A 13796-nucleotide genomic window follows, 5' to 3' on the forward strand; every position below is an offset into this window, starting at 1 on the left:
GGAGATGACATACGATGGATCAAAAACAGATTGAAGAAATTGTACGCAGTGTAATGGCGTCAATGGGGGAGTCACAGCCGCAGGCTCAAGCGCCGTCACCAGAAGCGAAATGCAGCACTACGCAGTGCGCCGCACCAACGGGTGAAAGCTGTGCGATGGACTTAGGTTCAGCCGAAGCGAAAGCGTGGATTGGCGTTGAGAACCCGCACCGTGCCGAAGTGCTGACCGAGCTGCGCCGCAGCACCGCCGCGCGTGTATGTACCGGTCGTGCCGGTCCGCGCCCGCGCACTCAGGCGCTGCTGCGCTTCCTGGCCGACCACTCGCGTTCAAAAGACACAGTGTTGAAAGAAGTCCCGGAAGAGTGGGTGAAAGCGCAAGGCTTGCTGGAAGTACGCTCGGAAATCAGCGACAAAAACCTGTATCTGACGCGCCCGGACATGGGGCGTCGTCTGAGCGCAGAAGCCATTGAAGCGCTGAAATCACAGTGTGTAATGAATCCGGATGTGCAGGTGATTATCTCTGATGGCCTGTCTACCGACGCCATCACCGCTAACTACGAAGAGATCCTGCCGCCGCTGTTGTCGGGCTTAAAACAGGCCGGATTGAAGGTCGGGACGCCGTTCTTTGTGCGCTATGGGCGCGTGAAAATTGAAGATCAGATCGGCGAACTGCTGGGTGCAAAAGCGGTGATCCTGCTGGTTGGTGAACGTCCGGGCCTCGGCCAGTCGGAAAGTCTTTCTTGCTATGCCGTCTATTCGCCACGCGTGGCGACAACCGTTGAAGCTGACCGTACCTGTATCTCGAATATTCACCAGGGCGGTACGCCACCGGTTGAAGCGGCGGCGGTGATTGTGGATTTGGCCAAGCGCATGCTGGAGCAAAAAGCGTCCGGCATCAATATGACCCGTTAAGGAGGCATCATGCCAGCATTAGATTTGATTAGACCTTCAGTCACCGCAATGCGCGTGATTGCCTCGGTAAATGACGGTTTTGCCCGTGAACTTAAATTACCGCCACATATACGTAGTCTCGGACTCATCACAGCAGATTCTGATGACGTGGCGTATATTGCTGCAGACGAAGCGACAAAACAGGCGATGGTGGAAGTGGTTTATGGCCGCTCGCTGTATGCCGGCGCGGCGCACAGTCCCTCTCCAACCTCGGGCGAAGTGCTGATCATGCTCGGTGGACCTAACCCGGCCGAAGTTCGCGCCGGCCTGGACGCGATGGTCGCCAATATCGAAAGCGGCGCGGCGTTCCAGTGGGCCAATGACGCAGAAGATACCGCCTTCCTTGCGCACGTGGTTTCGCGTACCGGTTCGTATCTCTCGGCGACCGCAGGATGCCGACTTGGCGATCCGATGGCGTATCTGGTGGCTCCGCCGCTGGAAGCAACGTTTGGTATTGATGCTGCGCTCAAATCTGCCGATGTACAGATTGTCACCTACGTGCCGCCGCCGTCAGAAACCAACTACTCAGCGGCGTTTTTAACTGGTAGCCAGGCTGCCTGTAAAGCTGCCTGTAATGCTTTCGCTGATGCTGTTCTGGATATTGCCCGAAATCCGGTACAACGCGCGTAAGAGAGGTTGTGATGATCAATGCACTGGGATTACTGGAAGTGGATGGCATGGTGGCTGCCGTAGACGCGGCAGATGCCATGCTGAAAGCCGCGAACGTGCGTCTGCTCAGTCACCAGGTGCTGGATCCTGGCAGGCTGACTCTGGTGGTGGAAGGCGATCTGGCCGCGTGTCGTGCAGCGCTGGATGCCGGAAGCGCTGCTGCAGCGCGTACAGGACGTGTTGTCAGCCGCAAGGAGATAGGGCGGCCGGATGATGACACCCAGTGGCTGATCGGCGGTTTTACGCGCCAGCCGAAGAAACCCGCACCGAAGCCAGAAATGATGCCAGAAGACAAAGCGGAAAAGACGCAGGACACGCCTGTGACATCTGAATCTTCTGATGAACTCCTGGCGTTGTTGGCATCAACCCGTCAAGGAATGACGGCAGGGGAAGTGGCCGCGCACTTTGGCTGGTCACTTGATGAAGCCAGAAAGGCGCTGGAACAGCTCTTTTCTGACGGAGCGTTGCGTAAACGCAGTAGTCGCTATCGCTTAAAAAATTAACCTGTCGGAGGGCCGGGGGCTTCGTTGAAGCTTCCGGCTTAAAAGATCATGAAAAAGACCCGTACTGCAAACCTGCACCATCTTTATCATGAAGCATTACCCGAAGACGTTAAACTTACGCCGAAGGTCGAGGTGGACAACGTTCACCAACGGCGAACAACAGATGTGTATGAGCATGCCCTGACGATTACCGCCTGGCAGCAGATTTACGATCAACTGCATCCGGGAAAATTTCATGGCGAGTTCACGGAAATCCTGCTTGATGATATTCAGGTGTTCCGTGAATACACCGGTCTTGCGCTGCGCCAGTCATGCCTGGTCTGGCCGAACTCGTTCTGGTTTGGTATTCCGGCCACCCGCGGCGAGCAGGGATTTATTGGTACGCAATGCCTTGGCAGTGCTGAAATTGCGACCCGCCCAGGCGGAACGGAGTTTGAGCTGAGCACACCCGATGATTACACCATTCTTGGGGTCGTTATCTCTGAAGACACCATTGCGCGTCAGGTTAACTTCCTGCATAACCCGGAAAGGGTGCTGCATATGCTGCGCAACCAGTCGGCGCTGGAGGTAAAAGAACAGCATAAAGCCGCGCTATGGGGCTTTGTGCAACAGGCGCTGGCGACGTTTAGCGAGAATCCTGAGAACCTTCATCAGCCGGCGGTGCGCAAAGTGTTGGGTGATAACCTGCTGCTGGCGATGGGCACCATGCTGGAAGACGCTCAGCCGATTATGACCGCTGAAAGCATCAGCCATCAGAGCTATCGCCGCCTGCTATCGCGGGCGCGCGAATATGTGCTGGAAAATATGTCAGAGCCGCTGACCGTACTCGACTTGTGCAACCAGCTACATGTGAGTCGTCGCACGCTGCAAAACGCGTTTCACGCAATCCTCGGTATCGGACCGAATGCCTGGTTAAAACGTATTCGTCTGAATGCCGTGCGCCGGGAGCTTATTAGCCCGTGGTCGCAAAGTTCGACGGTGAAAGACGCTGCGATGCAGTGGGGATTCTGGCATTTAGGGCAGTTTGCTACCGATTACCAGCAGTTGTTTGCGGAGAAACCGTCGCTGACGCTGCATCAGCGCATGCGTCAGTGGGCGTGATGAGATTATTGTGCCGGATGCGACGCTAACACGTCTTATCCGGCCTACGGGTTTTGCCGTTGCTTATCCGGCCATTACACCCAGTCGCGGACCTGAATAAATTCGCTAAGGGCGGCTTCCGGGCTGTTCGCTTCCGGCTGCCAGTCATATTCCCAGCGTACCAGCGGCGGCATCGACATCAAAATCGATTCCGTGCGCCCGCCGGTCTGTAAACCGAATAACGTGCCGCGATCCCATACCAGATTAAATTCCACATAGCGTCCGCGACGATAAAGCTGGAAGTTTCGCTCGCGCTCGCCCCAGCTCATCGCTTTGCGGCGTTCGACGATTGGCAGATACGCTTCGGTGTAACCTTGCCCGACCGCCTGCATAAAGGCGAAGCAGTGGTCGAAATCTGGCGTATTTAAATCATCGAAAAACAGTCCGCCGATGCCGCGCTGCTCGTTACGGTGCTTGAGAAAGAAGTAGTCATCGCACCACTTCTTGTAACGTGGATAAACGTCATTGCCGAACGGCTGGCACAGATCACGCGCGGTGCGATGCCAGTGAATCGCATCCTCATCAAAGCCGTAGTAGGGCGTTAAATCAAAGCCGCCGCCAAACCACCACACCGGGTCGGCGCCCGGTTTTTCCGCGATAAAAAACCGTACGTTGGCATGGCTGGTCGGAATGTAAGGATTCTGCGGATGCACCACCAGCGAGACACCCATCGCCTCAAAGCTGCGCCCGGCAAGCTCCGGGCGATGTGCAGTAGCCGATGCTGGCATTGCATCGCCGTGGACGTGGGAGAAGTTGACGCCCGCTTGCTCGAAAATACCACCGTTACGCAGCACCCGGCTACGACCGCCGCCGCCCGCTTCACGCTGCCAGTTATCTTCAACAAACTTTGCGCCATCGACGGCGGATAACTGCTGACAAATATCATCCTGCAGGCTAAGCAGGAACTGTTTTACGCGCTGTGCATCGGGCTTCATGATTAACGTTTCTTCGAGTGTGCTTTCTGGTTATCAAACCAGTGGAAATAGCTAATGATGCCATTGGCGATAGCGGTAGCGATTTTTTGACGAAACGCCGTCGTGCCCAGCAGTCGCTCTTCTTCCGGGTTGGTAATGAACGAGGTTTCGACCAGTACCGACGGAATTGATGGTGATTTTAGCACCACGAAGGCGGCCTGTTCCGTGCTACGACTGTGCAGACGATGTACTGGCTTGATCTTCTTGAGAATATGCGAGCCTAAGGTCAGGCTGTTTTTAATGGTGTCGGTTTGCACCAGATCGAACAATACCTGCTGCAGCAAATGGTCTTTATCGGTGGTTTTCTTCCCGGCGACTTCATCGGCCCGGTTTTCACGGTCGGACAGATATTTCGCCATGGCGCTACTGGCACCGCGGTTAGACAGCGCAAAGACCGACGCACCTGCGGCGCTCGGATTGGTGAAACCGTCGGCGTGAATCGACATGAACAGATCGGCGCCATGCTTATGGGCTATCTCGACGCGATCGTACAGTGGAATAAACGTATCGCCGGAGCGGGTCAGGCGTGCATCAATCCCCTGGTTGCGTAGAATCGAGCGCACGTTTTTGGCAATCGCCAGCACCACGTGCTTCTCCTTTGAACCGTTGCGACCAATGGCGCCGGTATCAATCCCGCCGTGACCCGGATCGAGGACAACTACGCGCTTAGCGCCGGCTTTTTTCGCTTTCGGTTTGCTGTGACCATTGCTGGTCTTAAGCGCTTCTTCTTTAGCGATGGCTTGCGACATGCCTGACAGCGTCAGGGCGGCCAGCCCGGCTTTCAACACCTGGCGGCGCGATGTGAGTGTTTTTAGTGGTTTAAAAGTGCTCATACGGCCTGAGTTGTAAAAAAAAGGTTCTAAACGTTATATCGTATCGCGTTGTCCGTTGCGACGGATCGGGATAAGAATTGTTTTACTTTTCATTTCAATACGTGACAATTCCGTATTATGCCATTTTTTCCGTCGCTTCGCGTCAGATATTGGCTAAATCAGTGGTTCGCGCCATAATCGCTTTTTAACGTCCTGAAAAGGAAACCAATACCATGGAAATACGCGTATTTCGCCAGGAAGATTTCGAAGAGGTGATCACCCTCTGGGAGCGCTGTGATCTGCTGCGTCCATGGAATGACCCGGAAATGGACATTGAACGCAAGGTCAATCATGACGTCAGCTTGTTTCTGGTCGCAGAAGTGAACGGCGAGGTGGTCGGCACAGTGATGGGGGGCTATGACGGTCATCGTGGCTCCGCCTATTACCTTGGCGTGCATCCTGAGTTCAGGGGGCGCGGTATTGCTAATGCGCTGCTGAACCGACTGGAGAAAAAGCTCATTGCCCGTGGTTGTCCAAAGATTCAAATCATGGTGCGTGACGATAATGACGTTGTGCTGGGTATGTATGAGCGTCTGGGCTATGAACATACCGATGTACTCCATCTGGGCAAGCGTTTGATTGAAGATGAAGAGTACTGAGTTTCATCCGGCCGACTATGACGGTCATGGGCATCTGCGCCTGCCTTTTCTCTTCTGGTGCGTACTGTTGTTGCAGGCACGCACCTGGGTTTTGTTTGTGATTGCCGGTTCTTCTCGTGAGCAGGGCAACACGTTGCTGAATCTGTTTTATCCCGATCATGACGCATTCTGGCTGGGGTTACTTCCCGGTGTTCCGGCGGTTCTGGCGTTTTTACTCAGCGGGCGGCGTTTTGCGTTCCCCGTTTTGTGGCACAGGCTGCGCGGATTACTGATTCTGGCTCAACTGGCGCTGCTCTGCTGGCAGCCGATGCTGTGGTTGGGGGGCGATCCGGTCAACGGCGTTGGTCTGGCGCTGCTGGTGGCGGATATTGTCGCGCTGGTCTGGCTGTTAACCAATCAACGTTTGCGCGCCTGTTTTTCCCCCGAGAAAGAATAACGGCACTTTTTAGTGAAACCGGACTCAAAGCAGCGTTGATAAATATGGAAGGAAGTGAAATGAAATCACTGCGTTTGACGTTATGCGCGATACCGCTTGTGCTGACCGGGTGTTCAACCCTCTCATCGGTGAACTGGTCCGCCGCTAATCCGTGGAACTGGTTTGGTTCTTCGACCGAGGTCACTGAGCAAGGCGTGGGGAAACTCACGGGTGCGACGACATTGGATGAAAAGACCATTGCTGATGCGCTGGATGGCGATTATCGCCTGCGTAGTGGGATGAAAACCAATAACGGCACTGTCGTGCGCTTTTTTGAGGCAATGAAAGGTGACAAGCTGGCAATGGTGGTCAATGGCGACCAGGGAACGATCAATCGCATTGATGTATTGGACAGCAACATCGCATCAGCCGCGGGTGTCGAAATCGGTACACCGTTTAGCGACCTTTACACTAAAGCTTTTGGTCATTGCCAGAAAGCAACCGGTGATGACAGCGCGGGCGTTGAGTGTAAAGCCGAAGGAAGTCAGCATATTAGCTATATTTTTTCTGGTGACTGGAGCGGCCCTGAAGGCATAATGCCGTCTGACGATACGCTACAAGAGTGGAAAGTAAGCAAAATTATCTGGCGGCGTTAATTTGCGTCTGAACAAATCGACTTACTAAAAAAACAGGTAGAATAACGCCCAGCAATGCCACGATGTCGTGGCAGCTTTTTTCAGGAGGAACAATGTCTCAGGTTCAGAGTGGCATTTTGCCAGAACATTGCCGTGCGGCGATTTGGATTGAAGCCAATGTAAAAGGTGATGTTGAGGCCCTGCGTGCGGCCAGCAAAACGTTTGCCGATAAGCTGGCGACCTTTGAAGCGAAATTTCCGGATGCGCATCTGGGCGCGGTAGTCGCTTTTGGCAACAACACCTGGCGCACACTGAGCGGCGGCGTGGGCGCGGAAGAGCTGAAGGACTTCATCCCCTACGGTAAAGGTCTGGCTCCGGCGACCCAGTATGACGTACTGATCCATATTCTCTCGCTGCGCCATGACGTGAACTTCTCCGTTGCGCAGGCGGCAATGGAAGCATTTGGCGATTGCATTGAGGTTAAAGAAGAGATCCACGGTTTCCGCTGGGTGGAAGAGCGTGACCTCAGCGGCTTTGTTGATGGCACTGAAAACCCGGCAGGCGAAGAAACGCGCCGTGAAGTCGCTGTTATTAAAGATGGCGTCGATGCTGGCGGCAGCTATGTATTCGTGCAGCGTTGGGAACATAACCTGAAGCAGCTTAACCGCATGAGCATTCACGACCAGGAAATGATGATTGGCCGTACCAAGGAAGCCAACGAAGAGATCGACGGTGACGACCGTCCGGTAACATCCCACCTGAGCCGTGTGGATCTGAAAGAAGATGGCAAGGGGCTGAAAATTGTGCGTCAGAGCCTGCCATACGGCACTGCCAGCGGTACGCATGGTCTCTATTTCTGCGCCTACTGCGCCCGTCTGCACAATATTGAGCAGCAACTGCTGAGCATGTTTGGTGATACCGACGGTAAACGTGACGCGATGCTGCGCTTCACTAAACCGGTCACCGGTGGCTATTACTTTGCACCGTCGCTGGATCGACTGATGGCGCTGTAACCCCGGTGTTGCCTGGTTGCGCTCACGCTTACCAGACCTACCGCGTTCTTATCTGTCATGAAATTGAAAATCCCCGCCCTGACGGGGATTTTTTTTACCTGAAATTAACCTGATTTAGTGAGCTATTCCTCAGCATGAATTTGTTAATGCTGTATCTTCTGCGTGAATGAAGTGAAGGCTTCATATTCAAAAGGAGAATATTGAAATGGGAAAACTCACGGGCAAAACAGCATTGATTACGGGCGCATCTCAGGGTATTGGCGAGGGGATCGCCAGAACGTTTGCCCGCCATGGCGCGAACTTAATCCTGCTGGATATCTCCGATGAGATTGAAAAGCTGGCGGATGAACTGGCAGGGCGCGGGCATCGCTGCACAGCGGTTCACGCAGACGTCAGAGATTTTGCGTCGGTTACGGAAGCGGTAAAACGCGCGAAGAAAATTGAAGGCAAAATCGACATTCTGGTCAACAATGCAGGCGTATGTCGCCTTGGCAACTTCCTTGAAATGAGCGATGAAGATCGCGACTTCCACATTGATGTCAACATTAAAGGCGTCTGGAACGTGACGAAGGCCGTTCTGCCGGAGATGATTGCGCGCAAAGACGGGCGCATCGTGATGATGTCATCGGTAACTGGCGATCTGGTGGCCGACCCGGGTGAAACGGCGTATGCGTTGTCGAAAGCCGCTATTATCGGCTTAACCAAGTCCCTGGCGGTTGAGTACGCGCAATCGGGGATTCGTGTAAATGCCATTTGCCCGGGCTACGTTCGTACGCCAATGGCGGAAAATATTGCACGTCAGTCTAACCCGGATGATCCTGAATCGGTATTAGTCGACATGGCGAAAGCGATCCCGATGCGCCGTCTGGCCTGTCCGCTTGAAGTGGGTGAACTGGCGGCGTTCCTGGCGTCGGATGAATCCAGCTACTTAACTGGCACGCAAAACGTGATTGATGGCGGCAGCACCCTGCCTGAAAGCGTCAGCGTCGGCATCTGATTGATGCCTGTCTCCTCCCCGGTGAACCTGGGGAGGGGTTTCCCCTTATTCTCTTTTCAACTTTCAAATCATCAAACGGTATATAAAACCGTTACTCCTTTAGTGCCGGTTATAAATATGATGACCATAAGAAAGTCATTAAATTTATAAGGGTGCGCAATGGCCGTTAACTTACTGAAAAAAAGAACTCTGACGCTGGCGGCGCTGCTGTTGCTGGTGGGTCAGGCGCAGGCAACAGAACTGTTGAACAGTTCATACGATGTGTCTCGCGAGCTGTTTGCCGCCCTTAATCCCCCGTTTGAGCAGCAATGGGCGAAGGATAACGGCGGCGATAAACTGACGATAAAACAATCTCATGCCGGGTCATCAAAACAGGCGCTGGCGATTCTGCAAGGGCTGAAAGCCGATGTGGTAACCTATAACCAGGTGACCGATGTACAGATCCTGCACGACAAAGGCAAGCTGATCCCGGCCGACTGGCAAAGCCGCCTGCCGAATAACAGTTCACCGTTCTATTCCACCATGGGTTTCCTGGTGCGTAAGGGGAACCCGAAAAATATTCACGACTGGAATGACCTTGTTCGTTCTGACGTCAAGCTTATCTTCCCGAACCCGAAAACGTCCGGGAATGCGCGCTACACCTATTTAGCGGCGTGGGGCGCTGCGGATAAAGCAGACGGCGGCGATAAAGCCAAAACCGAACAGTTTATGACCCAGTTCCTGCAAAACGTCGAAGTGTTTGATACCGGCGGCCGCGGCGCGACCACCACTTTTGCCGAGCGTGGGCTCGGTGACGTATTGATCAGCTTCGAGTCAGAAGTGAATAACATTCGCAAGCAGTATGAAGCGCAGGGTTTTGAGGTTGTTATTCCGAAAACCAATATTCTTGCCGAGTTCCCGGTTGCCTGGGTAGATAAGAATGTGCAGGCCAACGGGTCAGAGAAAGCGGCTAAAGCGTATCTGAACTGGCTGTACAGCCCGCAGGCGCAAACCATCATCACCGACTATTACTACCGTGTGAATAACCCACAGGTGATGGACAAGCTGCAAGATAAATTCCCGCAGACTGAATTGTTCCGCGTAGAAGACAAGTTCGGCTCCTGGCCTGAAGTGATGAAAACACACTTTGTCAGCGGTGGAGAGCTGGACAAACTGCTGGCGGCGGGGCGCAAGTAAATGTTTGCTGTTTCTTCCCGACGCGTGCTGCCCGGCTTCACCTTAAGCCTGGGCACCAGCTTACTGTTTGTGTGCCTGATATTGCTTCTGCCGCTTAGCGCGCTGGTGATGCAACTGGCGCAGATGAGCTGGGCGCAATACTGGGATGTGATTACTAACCCGCAGGTCGTGGCGGCCTATAAAGTCACGCTGCTGTCGGCGTTTGTGGCATCGATTTTTAACGGCGTGTTTGGTCTGTTAATGGCGTGGATCTTAACCCGCTATCGTTTTCCGGGCCGCACGCTGCTGGATGCGCTGATGGACCTGCCATTTGCGCTGCCTACGGCGGTAGCGGGTCTGACGCTGGCGTCGCTGTTTTCGGTTAATGGCTTCTACGGCGAGTGGCTGGCGAAGCTGGATATCAAGGTGACCTACACCTGGCTTGGTATCGCGGTGGCGATGGCGTTTACCAGCATTCCGTTTGTGGTACGTACCGTACAGCCGGTGCTGGAAGAGTTAGGTCCGGAGTATGAAGAAGCGGCGGAAACGCTGGGGGCTACGCGTTGGCAGAGTTTTCGTAAAGTGGTGCTGCCGGAGTTGTCTCCCGCGCTGGTGGCGGGCGTTGCGCTCTCGTTTACCCGAAGCCTCGGTGAGTTTGGCGCGGTTATTTTTATCGCCGGGAATATCGCGTGGAAAACGGAAGTCACCTCGCTGATGATTTTTGTTCGCTTGCAGGAGTTTGACTACCCGGCCGCCAGTGCGATTGCGTCAGTAATCCTTGGGGCTTCGTTGTTGCTGCTGTTTTCGATTAACACCCTGCAGAGTCGCTTTGGTCGACGCGTGGTAGGTCACTGATGGCAGAGATTACCCAATTGAAACGCTATGGCGCGCCCCGCATTAACTGGGGGAAATGGTTTCTGATCGGCACTGGCATGCTGGTGTCCGCATTTATTTTGCTGGTGCCGATGATTTACATCTTCGTGCAGGCGTTCAGCAAGGGATTAATGCCGGTATTACAGAACCTGGCCGACCCGGACATGCTGCACGCTATCTGGTTGACGGTGCTGATTGCGCTGATTGCGGTGCCGGTGAACCTGGTGTTTGGTGTGCTGCTGGCGTGGCTGGTGACCCGTTTTAACTTCCCCGGACGCCAGCTGTTGCTGACCTTACTGGATATTCCGTTTGCCGTCTCGCCGGTGGTCGCCGGCCTGGTGTATCTGCTGTTTTACGGCTCTAACGGTCCGCTGGGTGGATGGCTGGATGAACACAATCTGCAAATTATGTTTGCCTGGCCGGGAATGGTGCTGGTCACAGTGTTCGTCACCTGTCCGTTTGTGGTGCGTGAACTGGTGCCGGTTATGTTAAGCCAGGGCAGCAATGAAGACGAAGCGGCGGTTCTGCTTGGCGCATCCGGCTGGCAAATGTTCCGCCGCGTGACGCTGCCGAATATCCGTTGGGCGTTGCTGTATGGCGTAGTGCTGACGAATGCCCGCGCGATTGGCGAATTTGGCGCGGTGTCGGTGGTTTCCGGCTCGATTCGCGGCGAAACCTTGTCTCTGCCGCTACAAATTGAATTACTGGAGCAAGACTACAACACGGTCGGCTCCTTTACCGCCGCGGCGCTGTTAACGCTGATGGCGATTATTACCCTGTTTTTGAAGAGCATGTTGCAATGGCGTCTGGAGAACCAGGAGAAACGCGCGCAGCAGGAGGAAAATCATGAGCATTGAGATTGCCAATATTAAGAAGTCTTTTGGTCGCACCCAGGTGCTGAACGATATCTCGCTGGATATTCCTTCAGGTCAGATGGTCGCGCTGCTGGGGCCATCCGGCTCGGGCAAAACCACGCTGCTGCGCATTATTGCCGGGCTGGAGCATCAGTCCAGCGGGCATATCCGTTTTCACGGCACCGACGTCAGTCGTTTGCATGCTCGCGACCGTAAAGTGGGATTCGTATTCCAGCACTATGCGTTGTTTCGTCATATGACCGTTTTCGACAATATCGCCTTTGGCCTGACGGTTTTGCCACGGCGTGAGCGTCCGAATGCGGCGGCCATCAAAGCAAAAGTCACCAAACTGCTGGAAATGGTTCAACTGGCCCATCTGGCGGACCGTTTCCCGGCACAGCTCTCCGGCGGGCAAAAACAGCGCGTGGCGTTGGCGCGTGCGCTGGCGGTAGAGCCGCAGATCCTGCTGCTCGATGAGCCGTTTGGCGCGCTCGATGCGCAGGTGCGTAAAGAGCTGCGTCGCTGGCTGCGTCAGTTGCATGAAGAGCTGAAGTTCACCAGCGTGTTTGTTACCCACGACCAGGAAGAAGCGACGGAAGTTGCCGATCGCGTGGTGGTGATGAGTCAGGGTCATATCGAGCAGGCCGATGCGCCCGATCAGGTATGGCGCGAACCGGCTACCCGTTTTGTCCTGGAATTTATGGGCGAGGTTAACCGCCTACAAGGAACGATTCGCGGTGGACAATTCCACGTGGGCGCACACCGCTGGCCACTGGGTTATACGCCTGGTTATCAGGGACCGGTGGATCTGTTCCTGCGTCCGTGGGAAGTGGACGTGAGTCGTCGTACCAGCCTGGATTCGCCGTTGCCGGTACAGGTACTGGAAGCCAGCCCGAAAGGACACTACACCCAATTAGTTGTGCAACCGCTGGGGTGGTATAACGAACCGCTGACGGTCATCATGCAGGGCGATGATTCCCCAAACCGCGGCGAACGCCTGTTTGTTGGGCTGCAAAATGCACGTCTGTATAACGGCGACCAGCGTATTGAAACGCGTGAAGAGGAACTTGCTCTGGCGGAATCTGCCTGATAGGTTAAAAAGTATGTTTATCGCCCGGTAAGCGCTGCGCCCCCGGGCTTTTTTACGAGCTCAAAACGTGAACACATTAGAACAAACAATTGGCAATACGCCTCTGGTGAAATTACAACGTCTGACGCCGGATAACGGTAGTGAAATTTGGGTTAAGCTGGAAGGCAATAATCCCGCGGGTTCGGTGAAAGACCGGGCCGCGCTGTCGATGATCGTCGAAGCGGAAAAACGTGGAGAAATTAAGCCTGGTGATGTGTTGATCGAGGCAACCAGCGGTAATACCGGGATTGCGCTGGCGATGATCGCCGCGCTGAAAGGCTATCACATGAAGCTGCTGATGCCAGACAACATGAGTCAGGAACGCCGTGCGGCGATGCGGGCTTACGGGGCTGAACTGATACTGGTGACCAAAGAGCAGGGAATGGAAGGGGCGCGCGATTTAGCGCTGGAAATGGCACAACGTGGCGAAGGTAAGTTGCTCGATCAGTTTAACAATCCTGATAACCCGTATGCGCATTACACCACAACCGGCCCGGAAATCTGGCAGCAAACGTCCGGACGTATTACCCACTTTGTCTCCAGTATGGGAACAACAGGCACCATTACCGGTGTGTCGCGTTTTCTGCGTGAGCAAGAAAAAGCGGTTACCATCGTTGGCCTGCAGCCGGAAGAGGGCAGCAGTATTCCGGGAATTCGCCGCTGGCCTGCGGAATATATGCCGGGCATTTTTAACGCCTCGCTGGTGGATGAGGTGCTGGATATTCATCAGAATGATGCGGAAAACACCATGCGTGAACTGGCTGTTCGTGAAGGCATTTTCTGCGGTGTTAGCTCTGGCGGCGCGGTAGCGGGGGCGTTACGCGTGGCGCGTGCGACACCCGGATCTGTGGTGGTGGCGATCATCTGCGATCGCGGCGATCGCTACCTTTCGACCGGCGTGTTTGGCGAAGAGCACTTTAACCAGGGGGCGGGGATTTAGTTTGTAGGCCTGATAAGCACAGCGCCATCAGGCAAACGTACGGCACGATCGCCGGATGACGACGTAAAGCGTCTTATC

The 13796-nt window shown here is 54.5% G+C and carries 16 protein-coding genes; 14 read left to right on the top strand and 2 right to left on the bottom strand.

The annotated features are described in order from the left end of the window. The first annotated feature begins 14 nt into the window (after positions 1-14). The 4 genes from eutC to eutR are packed head-to-tail and all read left to right on the top strand — an operon-like array spanning position 15 to position 3223. Positions 15-911, top strand: coding sequence for an ethanolamine ammonia-lyase subunit EutC (gene eutC / locus SK32_RS00690; RefSeq protein WP_048210968.1), 897 nt, complete (start codon positions 15-17; stop codon positions 909-911). A gap of 9 nt (positions 912-920) precedes the next feature. Beyond that, positions 921-1580 carry an ethanolamine utilization microcompartment protein EutL gene (eutL, locus tag SK32_RS00695; protein WP_040233508.1) on the top strand — a complete coding sequence of 220 codons (660 nt, stop codon included), beginning with the start codon at positions 921-923 and terminating at the stop codon, positions 1578-1580. Positions 1581-1591: 11 nt separating this feature from the next. Beyond that, on the top strand, positions 1592-2122 hold the full coding sequence (eutK, locus tag SK32_RS00700; protein ID WP_048210969.1) for an ethanolamine utilization microcompartment protein EutK: 531 nt from the start codon (positions 1592-1594) through the stop codon (positions 2120-2122). Between the two features lie 48 nt (positions 2123-2170). After that, entirely contained in the window at positions 2171-3223 is a 1053-nt protein-coding gene (gene eutR, locus SK32_RS00705) for an HTH-type transcriptional regulator EutR (protein WP_048210970.1), read from the top strand. 74 nt (positions 3224-3297) lie between these two features. Here the strand turns inward: eutR and hemF are convergent, their stop codons facing one another. Beyond that, on the bottom strand, positions 3298-4197 hold the full coding sequence (hemF, locus tag SK32_RS00710) for an oxygen-dependent coproporphyrinogen oxidase (protein ID WP_048210971.1): 900 nt from the start codon (positions 4195-4197) through the stop codon (positions 3298-3300). 2 nt (positions 4198-4199) lie between these two features. Further along, complete coding sequence (gene amiA / locus SK32_RS00715; RefSeq protein WP_005121924.1) at positions 4200-5069, bottom strand: N-acetylmuramoyl-L-alanine amidase AmiA; 870 nt, start codon at positions 5067-5069, stop codon at positions 4200-4202. A 212-nt stretch (positions 5070-5281) separates the two neighbouring features. On the opposite strand from amiA, the gene SK32_RS00720 reads away from it, so the two are divergent. The 10 genes from SK32_RS00720 (at position 5282) to cysM (ending at position 13718) form a co-directional block, all read left to right on the top strand. Further along, the gene (locus SK32_RS00720) at positions 5282-5707 is read left to right on the top strand and encodes a GNAT family acetyltransferase (RefSeq protein WP_048210972.1); all 426 of its coding nucleotides are present in this window, start codon (positions 5282-5284) and stop codon (positions 5705-5707) included. Next, positions 5694-6143 (top strand): DUF2919 domain-containing protein, encoded by a 450-nt coding sequence (locus tag SK32_RS00725; protein ID WP_048210973.1) that lies wholly within the window; start codon positions 5694-5696, stop codon positions 6141-6143. The genes SK32_RS00720 and SK32_RS00725 overlap by 14 nt, the downstream gene beginning before the upstream one ends. A gap of 59 nt (positions 6144-6202) precedes the next feature. Next, positions 6203-6778: an RpoE-regulated lipoprotein gene (locus SK32_RS00730; RefSeq protein WP_048210974.1), complete on the top strand. Its 576-nt coding sequence runs from the start codon at positions 6203-6205 to the stop codon at positions 6776-6778. 92 nt (positions 6779-6870) lie between these two features. Then, positions 6871-7770 (top strand): porphyrinogen peroxidase, encoded by a 900-nt coding sequence (gene yfeX / locus SK32_RS00735; RefSeq protein ID WP_048210975.1) that lies wholly within the window; start codon positions 6871-6873, stop codon positions 7768-7770. Between the two features lie 205 nt (positions 7771-7975). Next, positions 7976-8767, top strand: coding sequence for an SDR family oxidoreductase UcpA (gene ucpA / locus SK32_RS00740; protein WP_048210976.1), 792 nt, complete (start codon positions 7976-7978; stop codon positions 8765-8767). 159 nt (positions 8768-8926) lie between these two features. Then, positions 8927-9943, top strand: coding sequence for a thiosulfate/sulfate ABC transporter substrate-binding protein CysP (gene cysP / locus SK32_RS00745; protein WP_048210977.1), 1017 nt, complete (start codon positions 8927-8929; stop codon positions 9941-9943). Next, positions 9944-10777 (top strand): sulfate/thiosulfate ABC transporter permease CysT, encoded by an 834-nt coding sequence (gene cysT, locus SK32_RS00750; protein WP_003038061.1) that lies wholly within the window; start codon positions 9944-9946, stop codon positions 10775-10777. It abuts the gene before it with no gap. Then, on the top strand, positions 10777-11652 hold the full coding sequence (gene cysW / locus SK32_RS00755; RefSeq protein ID WP_048210978.1) for a sulfate/thiosulfate ABC transporter permease CysW: 876 nt from the start codon (positions 10777-10779) through the stop codon (positions 11650-11652). The genes cysT and cysW overlap by 1 nt, the downstream gene beginning before the upstream one ends. Further along, positions 11642-12739: a sulfate/thiosulfate ABC transporter ATP-binding protein CysA gene (gene cysA / locus SK32_RS00760; RefSeq protein ID WP_048210979.1), complete on the top strand. Its 1098-nt coding sequence runs from the start codon at positions 11642-11644 to the stop codon at positions 12737-12739. Before cysW ends, cysA begins: the two co-directional genes overlap by 11 nt. Before the next feature lie 67 nt (positions 12740-12806). Beyond that, positions 12807-13718, top strand: coding sequence for a cysteine synthase CysM (gene cysM / locus SK32_RS00765; protein ID WP_048210980.1), 912 nt, complete (start codon positions 12807-12809; stop codon positions 13716-13718). Positions 13719-13796: the final 78 nt, after the last annotated feature.

This window comes from Citrobacter sp. MGH100, assembly GCF_001034465.1.
GTDB lineage: Bacteria > Pseudomonadota > Gammaproteobacteria > Enterobacterales > Enterobacteriaceae > Citrobacter > Citrobacter youngae.